The sequence below is a fragment of the Longicatena caecimuris genome (assembly GCF_018406465.1).
GTDB classification, from domain to species: Bacteria; Bacillota_I; Bacilli_A; order Erysipelotrichales; family Erysipelotrichaceae; genus Longicatena; species Longicatena caecimuris.
In genome coordinates this window covers 905,779-919,455 of the sequence record NZ_AP024510.1, presented here as the reverse complement: position 1 = coordinate 919,455, position 13,677 = coordinate 905,779, and the positions used below count along the sequence as shown (strand labels likewise).

At 39.4% G+C, this 13,677-nt stretch carries 10 protein-coding genes; all 10 read right to left on the bottom strand.

All coding sequences use genetic code 11. The features are described 5' to 3' along the window. Positions 1 to 39 precede the first annotated feature (39 nt). Positions 40 to 1,314 (bottom strand): hypothetical protein, encoded by a 1,275-nt coding sequence (locus KJS44_RS04305; RefSeq protein WP_008689375.1) that lies wholly within the window; start codon positions 1,312 to 1,314, stop codon positions 40 to 42. Beyond that, positions 1,311 to 2,150, bottom strand: a complete 840-nt coding sequence (locus tag KJS44_RS04300) for a hypothetical protein (RefSeq protein ID WP_017144600.1) — start codon at positions 2,148 to 2,150, stop codon at positions 1,311 to 1,313. The genes KJS44_RS04305 and KJS44_RS04300 overlap by 4 nt, the downstream gene beginning before the upstream one ends. Continuing rightward, positions 2,128 to 2,859, bottom strand: a complete 732-nt coding sequence (locus KJS44_RS04295; RefSeq protein WP_008689377.1) for an ATP-binding cassette domain-containing protein — start codon at positions 2,857 to 2,859, stop codon at positions 2,128 to 2,130. Before KJS44_RS04295 ends, KJS44_RS04300 begins: the two co-directional genes overlap by 23 nt. A gap of 263 nt (positions 2,860 to 3,122) precedes the next feature. Beyond that, positions 3,123 to 3,761 (bottom strand): ECF transporter S component, encoded by a 639-nt coding sequence (locus tag KJS44_RS04290; protein ID WP_008689378.1) that lies wholly within the window; start codon positions 3,759 to 3,761, stop codon positions 3,123 to 3,125. A 397-nt stretch (positions 3,762 to 4,158) separates the two neighbouring features. Next, positions 4,159 to 5,124, bottom strand: coding sequence for a P1 family peptidase (locus tag KJS44_RS04285; RefSeq protein ID WP_008689379.1), 966 nt, complete (start codon positions 5,122 to 5,124; stop codon positions 4,159 to 4,161). An 88-nt stretch (positions 5,125 to 5,212) separates the two neighbouring features. Then, complete coding sequence (gene nagA / locus KJS44_RS04280) at positions 5,213 to 6,340, bottom strand: N-acetylglucosamine-6-phosphate deacetylase (RefSeq protein ID WP_008689381.1); 1,128 nt, start codon at positions 6,338 to 6,340, stop codon at positions 5,213 to 5,215. A 31-nt stretch (positions 6,341 to 6,371) separates the two neighbouring features. Further along, positions 6,372 to 7,511, bottom strand: a complete 1,140-nt coding sequence (locus KJS44_RS04275; protein WP_008689384.1) for an ArsR/SmtB family transcription factor — start codon at positions 7,509 to 7,511, stop codon at positions 6,372 to 6,374. A 92-nt stretch (positions 7,512 to 7,603) separates the two neighbouring features. Next, positions 7,604 to 9,430 (bottom strand): ABC transporter ATP-binding protein, encoded by a 1,827-nt coding sequence (locus KJS44_RS04270; protein WP_008689385.1) that lies wholly within the window; start codon positions 9,428 to 9,430, stop codon positions 7,604 to 7,606. Further along, positions 9,381 to 11,213: an ABC transporter ATP-binding protein gene (locus KJS44_RS04265; protein ID WP_008689386.1), complete on the bottom strand. Its 1,833-nt coding sequence runs from the start codon at positions 11,211 to 11,213 to the stop codon at positions 9,381 to 9,383. Before KJS44_RS04265 ends, KJS44_RS04270 begins: the two co-directional genes overlap by 50 nt. Before the next feature lie 367 nt (positions 11,214 to 11,580). After that, positions 11,581 to 13,671, bottom strand: coding sequence for an elongation factor G (gene fusA, locus KJS44_RS04260; RefSeq protein WP_128125097.1), 2,091 nt, complete (start codon positions 13,669 to 13,671; stop codon positions 11,581 to 11,583). Between the last annotated feature and the right edge of the window lie 6 nt (positions 13,672 to 13,677).

Sequence of the window (13,677 nt, the reverse complement as noted above, 5' to 3'; positions counted from 1 at the left end):
AATTCCCAAAGGGATAAAACCAACGAATCTTTGCAACGCTTAGTTATCTGCTATATATAATTTCACATCAAATTGCCACATGCCTGAAACATTCATACGCGTAGCAAGCTCCTCATAATTTTCTTTTTGATAAATTTGATCATACAAAGAGACGGCATCATTTTTCATTAGCAAATACCCTTCATACAACGTTTGTTGTGCATCATAAACCACAATTTTAAGACCATTGTTTCCGTTTTCTTCCATGGTATAAAGGATCTTGTCATGATAGATACAATGAATATTATCACTCAATTCCTGAATAAGTGGAATTTCATCAATCTGATGCAGCTGCTTATCATATACCTTTACAACCTCTCCACCATCGGTTTTTAAGAACGACACAAGCAATTCATCATTTGCCAACGTAATAAATCTTTGTACCATGGCTACCTCAGGCAATTCCATTTCTTTTAATTTCTTACCTGCAAAATCATAAGAAACAAGATAATCGTGATCGTTACGACGGATAAAGCAGGTGAGCTGATGTTCTTGAATGCTCATAAAATAAGGATCTTCTTCACCTATCTTCATCGCTGTAATACGTTTTACTTCCCCTTTTTCATCCACATGATAAATACCGCCGATATCTTCTTTACAGACATAGCCCTGCTTAGATAAATCGCTCATGAGATAGGCTTCACTGATGAAAAAATAGTAATCTTTCTTATTCGCCTGGCGAATTGGCTGATGTGCATAATTGAAAAATATATCGTAAGTGCCTTCGTCTCCCAGCTCATGGATGCTGTACTGATTTTCAGCATCTTTTACATACAGCACCGGTATTTTCTTCTTATCTTTTCGCATGATAGTTAAGGTTTGTTTCATATCATCAGGAAGCGCGATAACATTCATCGTATGCGCTTCATCAATATGATCGATCGTCAGACGATAACGGACTTCCTCTTCTTTTTTAGCAAAGTAACATCCGATTTGCTCCTGATTGCTGTCTGCATCACATAATGCCGCAATGTCTTGCATAGAGGCATCATCTGCCATTGGTTCTGCCAGCACATAGATTTCATTAGGATCACTATTTTCCTTTTGCTTACCGAGATAGGTCGCCTTTGTTTGCTTGCCTTTCCCTTTGACAAGCCATTGTGCATAACCTTCCTGTATCTTAAATTCATAACCTAATGTATCTAAAACGGAACTGTCGCCATGATCCGTTTGAATGTAAAATTGCAAATCATCACGTTGTTGGGATATTCCAAGATACAGCACAAAGAAACAAAGCATGATCATCGGTAACAACAGCAAGGTATATTTTTTCATAGTCCCTTCTCCCTTCTTTTCTGCAGACGATGCTGTATCAGCCAATAGTTGAATATCGCAACACTTCCTGCAATCAACAAAATACCATCCAAAAGATAAGGAATTTGCATAAATTGCAGCACCTGCTCAATCGGTTCTTGCAGCGATGGATGCGTCTGGAGAAAGTCAATAATAGAAGTCGATAAATGACTTAAACGATACCAGCCAAATAGTAGGAAAATGACAGCAAACAGTATCAAAAAATAGATACCATGAGATAGGGGATGTTTCCATGCCTTCGCTAGGGTAACATTAAAGAAAGCAAAGATAACACATAGTAAGAAAAGAAGCAGGAATTGTTCCCATGTTATAGGCAATATCGTATGAAGATAATATGCATGCAGAATGGAGCGAAACAACCCTGCCGAAGTCATTGTTTGTGTAAGTTGTCCTGCCATGATTTGATACGTCGCAAGATAAAGCAGATCAATAATAAAGCAATAGGAAAGCAAGAGAAAAACGATGGCAAAAAGTCTTCCGATCACACTGACATAGGAAGGCGCAGGCAGCAGCTCATAACGAAAAAGACGATGTTGCTTTTGCCGCCATAGCTGTGAAAAAAGCAGGTAACTTAATAAAAGCACTCCCACCAGGATATCAAGCTTCCAAAAAAGAAATTGCTGATAATATACGACATGGAAGGGCAAGAGGGCACCATGATAGGTAAACGCCTGTACAAGATGAGCCAACACGACAAGCACGACTAGCGGAAATACAAAGATCGCATGATGCAGCAATTCTTCTTGCATGATATACGCACATTGGCGCAGCTGTTTACCAATCTGTTTCATCGTCATCCCAGCCTTTCTCATCAAATAAGCGTCCGCTTGGTTCCTGTATATTTTTTTCTTGTATATCTTCATGCTTTGCCATTTCTTCAGTCATAGTTTCTTTTGCCAAAGGTTGGACTAGCAATTGCCCATCTTGCAGATAAAAAATGTTATCCGCCATTGCTTTAGCTTCATGCTCTTCTTTACATCCTAATAGTAAGGTCGGTACATGACCAAGGGTAAGACATTCTTGCCATAAAAATTGCCATTTCTTTAAGGACAAAGAAGATACCACATCATCTAAGATCATCAGCGGACATTGTGTGGCATAAGCGGCAATGATTTCCAGTATTGCTCTTTCATCTCTTTGTAAACGATATATACGTTTCGCAGCATCCAAATGACAAGTGTGCAATAGCTGTTGATAGATTGTTAAAGAAAACGCAGGATAAAATTGCGCCAGAAACTTCCCATATGCAAGTATCGTTTGTTCAATGAAAACACTGCCGTTTCCTGAGGCATAAGCAACATCCATCTTTTGTAACGGTTGCTCTTCCCACAGAATTTGACCACTTTGATACTCTTGTATACCTGCCAGACAAGCCAGCAGCTCTTTTACACCACTTGTGTCATCTCCACAAAAAAGGGTACATGAGGCCGGTGGTATTTCTACATTTAAATCATGGATGATGGTCTTATGATGTCGTTTTACCATCAAATGCGCAATTTTCAGCATAGGATCCCCTCATTTCTAATGTTTTTCATGCATTTATTATAACATGTCATATACGTTTATGTTACTTTATCATTGAAAGAAAAACCGCTAAGATTCCGGTTATATTTCTATTAATCAACGATGGATGAACCAGCGTGCTTATGAAAAGTGTCATATAACATCATGTATTCGCCATCCTCTCTTTATGTTTTAACAATGAAAAAAGAGCCTGGGACAAGGCTCTCATATATCTTTATATACTTCTTTAACTTTATTTAGATCTTTTATATGGAAGAATCCGCTAGTTTAAATTTGCGGGTTGCTGGGGCAACTGCTTTACAAACAACCAAACAGCAGATAGCACCAAGAATTGCTTCCGCAATGCCATTCGTTGTCACAACGCCAAACAAGACGCCAAGCAATGCCTGATAAGCCACACCTGCGACTTGTGCATATTGAGCACCAAAGAACAGATAAATACCACCAAGCACCAATACGGTATTCGTGATAGTACCAGTTAAAGCACCGGCAATGATGCTGACATTATTATTGACCTGCTTTTTCTGTAATTGTTCATATACCAGTCCTGCCAAATAACCTAATAATATTCTAGGCACAAAGGCAATTATCAAACTTGTCCAATTTCCGCTCATTCCTCCAAAGGTGATAAAAGGGGTAAAGACAAAGGATGTCGGTAATGGGCGAAAGGTTGCATTTAACATACTCGTTAAGCCAAAGACAAAGCCTAATTGTGCACCGGCTTTTTTGCCTAAGGTGATACCGGCAATGATGACCGGAATATGCATCGTCGTTGCGCTGATGATGCCCAGCTGGATATAACCCAGCGGTGTCAATACGAGGGCAATTTCAATGGCTAAAAACATTGCCATGAACGCCATGTACTGTGTCTTATGATTTTTCATGTTTTCCTCCTACTTTCGTTCCTTATGGATACGAGTGTTTTTCAGGTATTATCTGTTGTTGTCCCATTTTGTTGACGTCATTAGATCGTCATAAAACATCTTCTTTCAGCAGATAACAAAGATATTATAGGCGTAGTTGTTGTGATTTACAATGCTTATCTTCCAAATTTTGTCATGTAAGCGATTTCGTTAAGGATGAATGTGCGTTAATTTCTTTGATTCGTATACAGTTGCGGTGAAAATCGCGGTAAAGACAGCTCCAATCAAAAAAGCATAAAAGATGAATCGTATTAATGACTTTTACATGGATTAGCAGTGCATTTGGATATTCTTATATGATGATCAATAAAAAAAACAGTTTGTATCCTTTGCTTCCATACAAACTGTTGCTTATCTTCTATTCTTTTATGATATCTTTGTGTGCCAGTAACCCATAGGCTCCTTCAGCATGCAAAACAGCATTGCGTATGGATGTCGCAATGACTTCGGTTGCTAAGATTCCTACCACATCCGGCATGACTTCCACCTCATTTGTGCTAAGCACAAAAATCGTATCTCCATCACTCATCGTGTGGACCGGATGAATCGCGCGAGCATAGCCATTATGTGCAATACCGGCAATTTTGGTACATTGTGCTTTATCCAACTTCGCATTTGTTACCACGCAGGCAATCGTCGTATTGCCATCTTGCAGCTTACGCAAATTCTCCATCTGCGCCAATGCTTCCTCATAGCTCATCATTTTCTGCAGCTCTTTTAGATACACACCGGCCAATTGTTCATTTGTCTGATAATCCACAACATTGCCACAAGCATTGACGGCAGTAACCGCTGCTACCTGCACATCCCCACTCTGGAGTCCATACATACCAATACCACTTTTCATCGCTTTATCAAAGCCTAAAAGCTTACCGACACTGGCACCGGTTCCAACTCCATGATTTCCCTCTTGAAAAGGAAGTGATTCACTATTCACACATGCTTGATAGCCCATCTGTTTATCCGGTCTGACATGTGCATCTCCTACAGATAAATCAAATAGTGCTGCACCACATACAATAGGCACATGGGCCACCTGCATATCAAAGCCACAGCCTTGTTCCTCTAAATATTGCATAGCACCACTGGCGGCATCTAAGCCAAAAGCACTGCCTCCACTCAACATGACGGCATGAATCTGCTGTACCATATTGATAGGATTTAATAAGTCGGTTTCTCTGGTAGCCGGACCTCCTCCACGCACATCAACACCGGCTGTGGCACCTTCTTTGCATAGGATTACGGTACATCCGGTACCTGCTTTTTCATCCTCTGCCTGTCCAATCTGAATACCTTTGATATCCGTCATACTGATTTCTTTCATATAGTTTCCTCCTTTTCAATAAGATGTTGGATAAAATGTTTCGCTTATGTTTTTTAATTGATGTTAAAACACTTACTAAAACAGACTATTATTGGATCTGAATTCCTTGGCGAAGCACTTGATGAATTTGCAATTGCTCATCCATGATCATGATATCCGCATCATAACCTACTTCTAAACGTCCTTTTTTCCAACCATAAAGAGCTGCCGGATGAGCACTTGCCATGGCAATTGCCGCTTCCTTTTGACAACCGCAATATGCGCACATATTACGCAGAGCATCACATAAGCGTAAAGTACTTCCGGCAATGCGTCCACTTTCTTTCACAATAGCCTTATCTTTATCTACCAAAACATGCTTGCCGGAGAAAAGATATTCGCCTTTGGGAAGCTGCTTGCAAGGATTTGCGTCGCTTATTAAGACAATACGTTCAGCCCCGATCATCTTATAGGTTGCCTGTACGACATCCGGGTGCACATGCACGCCATCTACAATCAGCTCACACATAAGCTTGGATAACACCGCTCCGGTAACCACACCGGGAGCACGATGTGCATGCTGACTCATTGCATTATACAAATGGGTAATGCCTTTCACCCCTGCTTTTTCAGCCGCTAGCACATCTTGAGCAGTACCACTGCTATGTCCCAACATCATGACAACACCATGGGCATTGCCATAGCGTATAAGTTCCATAGCATTAGGTAATTCCGGGGCAATTGTCATTGATTTAATTTTTGAAGAAATGCGCAAGTATTCTTTAAATTCCTCCAGCATGGGATCGCGCAGACATTCTTCCTTCATCACGGCTTTTTGCTGGCGATTTAGATAAGGACCTTCCAAGTGAATACCGAAAAAACCATCCACTCCTTGTTTTTCATAATAGGTAAGTAACTGTTTCATATCCTCATGCGTTTCACAAACTAAGCTCGCTAGAAAGCCGGTAACCCCTTCTTCAGCTTCACTTTTAGCAATTTCACTTAAAGACAACCCTTCCATATTATTAAAATCATAACCGCTGATGCCATGAGTATGGGTATCAATAAGTCCCGGACAAATATATTGACCTTTTGCATCTAGCATAACATCACAACTTGGTAAACTTTTAGTGTTAATCTTAATTGATTGTATGCGTCCATCTTCGATGATGAGGACACCTGGTTGCGTTTTATGTATGCCATCCATGAGTATCCCATTATAAATACAGGTTTTCATCGTGTTCTCCTTTTTTATAAGCTATCACAGCTTATTTACCTAGCAGTTCTTCTTCTATGCGGCTGAACATATTGCGTATATAATCTTCGTTCATCGTATAATATATTTTTTTCTTCTCTTCACGTATCGTGATAAAATTCGCCGAACTTAAAGCATTCATATGATGCGATACCGTCGCTTTTGACAGCTTTAGTTTATCCGCTATTTCTTGTCCATACATTGTATGCTTCCTTAATTGTTTCAATATTTCAAACTTGCTGTTATCCGATAATATTTTTAATCCCTGTAATAAATCTTCCTTAGCACTTAAATGTTTATCACGATGATATGAATCATCCATTAAAACTCCGATTATGTAAATGCTGCTATCAGCTTCAATCAAAGAACGTTTTAACCAGCCAATGGCATTTAATTCGGCAATGCTGGGAATGATCGTGATATCTTCTTGCCTTTGATCTTGCGTAAAATATGCATCATAACAAAATGTCTGTATCGCAATCGGATGTCCTAAGGCCTGTTCTTTCTTTACGGTAGTCTGCACATAGTCTTGAAATGCCGTAAGAATATCCTGATATTTCTCGATTTCATCCTGCAGGATGCGAATTCCCGGTTCCATAAGTTCCAGTAAATGCAGGAAATGATAACGTACATCTGCGGATACTTCAATCATTCTCCATTTATCATCACTGCTTAGATCTTGACGTTTTCGTAAATAGCCGATAAAATCAAAATCTTCTTCAAAAGCCTCTGGATTTTCCAAAGTAATATCATCGCTGCAACAAATCATCTGAAACGGCCGATGTCCATAGGCATCCATTAGGGATAATGCTTGTTCACGCAACATGGTAAGATCAGTTGTTTTATAATCAATATACGCATAACAGAGATCTTTCGCAATCGAGCATTCATAGCTTTCAAATTGAGAAAAATAAAAATCCTGTTCTTCCTGCGTTATTTTCACGGCCTTGATTACTTTCTTTTGTAATGCCATCGCCGCCTTTATTTTCTTGCGCAGCTGTTTTTCATCAAACAAATGTTTTTTCGAAAGGCTTTCATATAGCGCATCATAGGCTACTACGCCATAGACCTCTTCCTGTTTGCGATAGTTGCGTTCTAAAAAATTCATACATTCATATACCGGATGAAGAGAGGCAACTGTTACCGTAGTCATAATAAAATCATCTCCTGAAATATTTTCTTTTTTTTATTATCTCATAAAAGAAAGGAGAAGTACAAACTTCTCCGTAAACATTTTTCCTAATATTAAGATGCTTCTTGAAAATATGCTGCTTGTGCCGTCCATAATTGTTGATACAATCCATCTTGTTGTAAAAGTTGTGCATGACTTCCACGCTGAATAAGATTCCCATGTTCAAATACAAGGATATCATCACAAAATTGACAGCTGCTCATGCGATGGGAAATATAAATAGCCGATTTATTTTGAATTAATTCATTCAGATGTGTATATATTTCAATTTCGGAAAGCGGATCTAAAGCCGCCGTAGGTTCATCAAGGATGATCCAAGGCCGATCGGCATACAACGCTCTTGCAATGGCAACCTTTTGGGCTTCTCCTCCGGATAACTGAATGCCATTTTCCTGCACACCTAACATCGTATGAATATCGTCAGGTAAGGTTGCCAAACGTTTTGCAAAACCACTGCGATTCAATACATCGCGAATTGCCTCATCCTTCTCATTAGGAGTACAGGTGATATTTTCTTTTAATGTTCCCGCAAATAATGCAAAATCCTGAAAGACGACACCGAATTTATTCTGCAAAGCACTTAATTGTTTTGCTGTTACCGGCTTACCATCAATGCGAATCGTTCCCTCACTAGGCTCATATAAACCACACAACAACTTAATCAGTGTCGTTTTTCCCGCCCCATTCAAACCGACGATTGCCGTTTTTTTATGAGGTTCTAAAGTCAAGCTAACATCATGCAATGCCGGCTGATTACTGCCGGGGTATGCATAAGTCACATGATCAAACGTAATCACAGAATCTTCTTGTAAACTAATTTCATCACTGTCCTCTTTTTGATCTGCCAGCTGTAAGAAGGTATTATAATAAGACATATAATGGAACAACATCATTAAATCGGTATAAATAATAGGAAATGTCGAGATAGCATCATTCAATTTCGTTATTGTACCGGCATAAGTCACAAAATCACCAACTGGTATTGATTTTACATATACCTTTAAAATAACAAACATGTAGAAGAAACCATTCATCATATTTCCCAGGAAAACACTTTCGGAAAAAAGCATGGCAATGCGATGGTTGAAGATCGTAAAATATTTCAAAGAATTCTGTTGGCGCTGTGCCATTTCCTCTAATACGGTATCCTGCATCTGAAACAAGCGGACATCCTTCGCCATCTTCTGATTCAAAGCAACTTCGCTGCTATAATAATTGTTTTCTCGGCTTAACTTGGCATTTTGATCAAAGAACTTCATCCCTGCTTTGGAAAACTCCTTTGATAGATACTTACCAAACAAAGCATAGCCACATAATAACATCAGGAGAACAAGACCTGCCCAAAAAGTATCCATGAACCCTAGAATGCCCTCCTTGTTGGTACCATGGCAACTCAGCAAATAAAGCAATAAGCCAAAAGATATGACTATCGTACAACAAATTTCCAGCAAGGCAGAAAATTGAGCCATCATGACTTGGATACCACCATTCTGCATAAATCCGGCCTTTGCTTTTTCAATTAAATCCAAAGTATCTTTATCCTCTAATTTGTCATAAGAGAGATACATCGCCTTTTCACTGATATTCTTTTCTAACCCAAGCTCTAATTCCTTCACCGCGATATTTAAACGATATTCTAAAACATATTGACCGCCTTCACTTAAAAGCATACAGCATGCGAATAGCAGTACGCTTAGAAATAAAGATTGTGTATCCGTTTTTGCTAGGAAAAGATTGATGAGAATCGAAGTAAACCATAACGGAAGATAGGCAGTAAGGGTTTTTAACAAGGAAGCACTAAAACCATAAAATATAACATACGGACGTTGTTTATGAATCAAGCGCAAGATCGTCCACGCTTCTTGTAGTTGTGCTTTCATGTTTCATCCCTCCTTCCTGATAGTAACTTGCCTGTGCCTCAAACATTCTGGCATATAAGCCATTTTGCTGCAGCAGTGTTTCATGAGTTCCCATTTCTTTCAACTGTCCTTGATCAAATAAAAGGATACGATTCGCAAAACGTGTAGATGCCAAACGATGCGAGATAAAGATCGAAGTACACGCTTTCGCTGCACGTTCATAATTTTCATATAATGCTGCTTCCGCCAAAGCATCCAAAGCCGCACTAGGCTCATCAAGAATTAACAGATTTGCCTTGCGATATAAAGCTCTCGCCATCAATAATTTCTGTTGCTCTCCACCACTAAATAGCACACCATTCTCACTGATTTGATTAGAAATATATGTGTCCTCTTGTAATGGCAGCTGCTCCACTTTCGTTTTTAATTCACAACGCTCTAAACAATCCCAAACTAGATCCATATCAATGGTATCCTTTGTTTTACATGATACATTTTTCTTAACCGAATACGCCATCGCACAGGAATCTTGAAAGACGGCTGCGATATGGGTAAATAAATCTTCTTTCGCAAACTTTTTAATATCGATTCCATTAATGAGAATACGCCCGGATGTAGGTGTATATAAACCACATAATAATTTTATTAAGGTTGTTTTACCGGCTCCATTGCTACCCACGATACCAATCTTTTCTTTTTTATGAATAGTAAAATTGATATCTGTTAACGTATCCTTTTCGGCTTGCGGATAACGGAAAGACACATGATCAAACACAATTTCCAGATCCTCATCAGGCACGGTCAATGTTGCGCCTTCTTCTTCAATCGGTAAATCCATATACGTATCATAATCAACGATTCCCAAAGCACCGCGTCTTGTTTCATTATAGAAATTCACGATCTTGCTGATCCAACCGGAAAAAGCAGCAGCGGCACTTGTATAAAATACGAATACGGACACCGACATCCCATTCACTAATTCATGGAGGAAGAAAGCAAATACAATCAGATTACGGGAAGCTGATAAAAAGGTACTGCCCCATTTCGCCCATAAATATTTACGTTCTACTTCCTGTAACACTTCTACACGACACTTTTGAAAATAACGAATCTTAGCAAGCAGCCAATCTTGTAAATGAAAGATACGAATATCCTTTCCATTTCCAGGCAATTTTACTTCATGATGATAATACTGGAGCTGTTGATCTGCCTTTGCATAATCTTGCTTTCGTACATGCTCATACGCCTGCGCCTTGCTCATAAACCAAATACTTAATAAAGATAATGTGACAACCAAAGCACAAAGCCATAATTGCATGGAACCAAATACAATTGCATATAGAAAAAAGCCGGTAACTGCAATCAATAACTCCATTCCATTTCTGACAAAATGCTCAAATCCAACGCCACTGTTGTCAATGCCATTTGTCTGTGCCCGATTTAAAAGCTGCCGATACTCCATATCTTCCACCTGCGCATAAGGTACATGCATCGCTTTTTCATATAACCGCAATGTCAGCTTACATTTAATCACATACATCTTAGGATCATAGGTTTGCATCAAATAGTTATGCGCACTATCTAAAACTGCCACTAACAGCGAAATTCCACCTGCATAAACCATAAGTGTCGCAAAAGATTGCTGTGTTTCTATCAAATATAAAAACAGTGACGGTAAGACAACTTGTAGAAACGGAGCTAATACACCGGTTATCCAAATAAAGATGATCATGACGAATAAAGAACGCCGATATTTCGCAATATGCTGCATCGTTTCTTTCGTAGCACGTAGTATCACTTTCATAGAATCTCCCCTTTATTGTTCGTTATATATCGAACTATCTTGACATTATTATAGTTTTACATCGAACATTTGTCAAGGTGATACGTCTATGAATTTTTATCTGCATGATGATATAAAATAAATCTATGGTCATTTCTTGTAAAAGGGACTGAAAACATCTGTCGTTATTTCTACACTTTTCGTTATGTCTGTTTGAAGGAAAGAAATATTATCCAGCTTAAAAAAGGCAGCCTCCTTCATCCATATCTAACCATTCAGAAACAAGAGTATCTATCACTATCAAAGTAGATTCACATACAAAAAGAGTGCTTTGACTTAGCATCAAATACACTCTTCATTATACAGATACTTGAAATTTAAAATCTTTTTATTTTTCGTCTTCTTCCTCTTTCTTATGCTGAGCGATGATACCTTCCGCTAAGTTTGCGGGAACCGGATCATAGCGATTGAATTTCTGTACATATGAGCCTCTGCCCTGCGTCATAGCACGCAACTCGATTGGATATTTCTGTACTTCTGCCAGTGGAACTTGTGCAGAGATTTCTTGATAACCATCAACCATATCCATACCCATGATAGCTCCGCGACGTTTGTTGAAATCACCGATGATCGTTCCGGTAAATTCATCCGGTACACGTACGGTAATATCTACGATAGGCTCTAACAGGATTGGATTTGCCTGTGCCATACCAGCTTTATACGATAAGCGGGCTGCCAGTTTAAATGCCATTTCACTGGAATCGACATCATGATACTTACCATCAAACAGTGTCGCTTTGACATTGACAACCTTGAAGCCAGCCAAAATACCATGCTCCATGCATTCACGTAAGCCAGTTTCAACTGCCGAGAAGTATTGGCGAGGCACTGCTCCACCAAATACCTTTTCTTCAAACACCATTTCTTCAGAATCCGGATTTGGTTCATAATCGACAAAGACATGGCCAAACTGTCCATGACCACCGGACTGTTTCTTATGACGTCCTTCTCCGGTTGCTTTTTTACGAATCGTTTCGCGATAAGGTACCTTTGGTGTTTCTAAGCGTACTTCTACTTTATATTTCGCCTGCAGCTTATTTAAAACAACATCAATATGCTGATCACCAATACCATACAGGATTGTCTGTTTCGTTTCTTTATTGTTTTCCAAACGCAAGGTTGGATCTTCTTCTACCATACGTGCTAACGCATTGCTCATCTTATCCTCATCGTTCTTTGATTTAGGGAAGACAGCCATAGCTAACATTGGTTCTGAGAAAACAATTGGATCAGCCAGATAATGTTTACCTTTTTCACACAGTGTATCATTGGTCTGTGTATATTGCAGTTTTACAACTGCACCGATATCACCAGTAAACAGCTTACCAACAGCCGTTTGATGCTTTCCTTTGACAATGAAGATGGTACTGATCTTCTCTGGTTTTTCTTTGGTCGCATTGTATACAGCAGAATCACTGCTCATCACACCGCTTAATACCTTAATATAGGAAATACGGCCAACAAATGGATCGACAATCGTTTTGAAAACCTGTGCGCATAAGGATTCTTTTTCATTTGTTTCCAGTTCAACCGGTTCTTGTGTTTCAGAATCCGTTACAACGATACTGCCATGTTCACCATAGGTTGGGAAGTATTTTACAATCAGATCCATCAAACGTTCAATACCTACGGTATGGGTAGCACTGCCGCTATATACCGGACGGATTTCGCCATTGCGTACACCTAAGCGTACACCACGCGTCAATTCTGCTTCACTGAATTCTTCACCACTGAAATATTTTTCCATCAATTCATCATCGCTCATGGCGATTGCTTCAGCGATCTGATTCTTATATTCGGCAACGATATCCTTCATATCATCTGGTACCGGCTGCGCTTTTTCAGGATCAGCTAATGGTCCTTCAAAATACCAAGCTTTATCTCTTAAGATGTTGATGGAACCAATCGTCTTACCATTTTCCATGATTGGTACTTCAAATGGGATGACTGCCTTACCGAAAGCATCACGCAAAGCTGCATAGGCAGTATCAAAGGATGCGTTTTCTTCATCTAGTTTATTTACGAAGAAGATGGTTGGAATACCATGCTTCTGCGCTGCTTCCCAAGCACGCTGTGTACCTGGCTGTACGGCATCTTTGGCATCCACGACGATCAAGGCACTGTCGCCTACCGCAATACCTGCCTCAGCACCACGAATGAAGTCAATATAGCCTGGTGTGTCAATAAAGTTGATCTTACAGTCTTTCCATTCAATTGGTACTAAGGATGCATAAACACTTAATCCTCGTTTAATTTCTTCAGGGTCATAATCGATTAAGGAACTTCCTTCGCTGGTAACACCAAAACGATCACTTGCTTTGGTAAAGTACAGCATGCTTTCTAATACAGCAGTTTTACCAACGCCGGTATGTCCAAGAACGACAACGTTGCGAACTTCGCTTGATAAATAGTCTTTCATACCGTC